At 46.0% G+C, this 763-nt stretch carries 1 protein-coding gene; it reads left to right on the top strand.

All coding sequences use genetic code 11. The features are described 5' to 3' along the window. Nucleotides 1-656, top strand: a 656-nt coding sequence (locus A3751_RS23145) for a hypothetical protein (protein ID WP_197466496.1), incomplete at its 5' end; no start/stop codon positions are given. Nucleotides 657-763 lie beyond the last annotated feature (107 nt).

The following is a 763-nucleotide window of genomic DNA, read 5'->3' as shown; positions in this document are numbered from 1 at the left end:
TGACGAGCTCTCTGAACTACAACGACAAAGATCAAAACTATGCGTTTGCTGAAGGTAGTGCTCTAAATAGCGCCACCTTGAATGCGAGAGTGTTTATAGACGAAAACAGTAATGGGCTGTATGACGAGGGCGAAGAAGGGGTATCTGACATCCGCTTTAAGGGTAAGAGTCGCTGGCGCAAATATCAAACGGACGAAAACGGCCAGATAGTTGTTGGTGGGCTTGAAAATCTTGTAATGGAAAAATTTGAAGTAGACGAAAAGACAATTGAAGACCCCTTTATAAAACCTGCTGCGGCTCCGGTTTTCGTCTACACGCATGCCGGAGCATATGTCTCTGCGGATATCCCGCTGGCGATGACGTTTGAGCTAGAGGGCTCTGCGTACGTTGAGCGTGAAGATGGTTTGAGTCCATTAAATAAAGTTCGGGTAGTGCTTGAGGATGAGGGCGGTAATACCGTTGATATTGTTCGTGTCGAGTACGACGGTGTTTACTTGTTCACCGGACTGGTTCCCGGAAGTTACTGTATTCGAATAAAAGAGGATGATTTGTTGCGTCGTAATTTGATCGGCCACGCTCAGCCGTATTGTTTTGACTCAGATGGTAAGGACGGAGTGGTGTTTGCCGACGACCTAGTGTTCTCGGCAGCGCCTTAGCGCATTATTGATCTCACCTAAGTTGCTAAAAGTAAACTTGAGCAAATGCGCTCCATGTAACATTGCGTAACTTTTTGTGTTGCAGTGTAAATAATCTCGCCTATACT

Source organism: Oleiphilus sp. HI0080 (assembly GCF_001635135.1).
The sequence above is the reverse complement of the archived record's forward strand: the minus strand, read 5'-3'. Positions and strand labels throughout refer to the sequence as shown.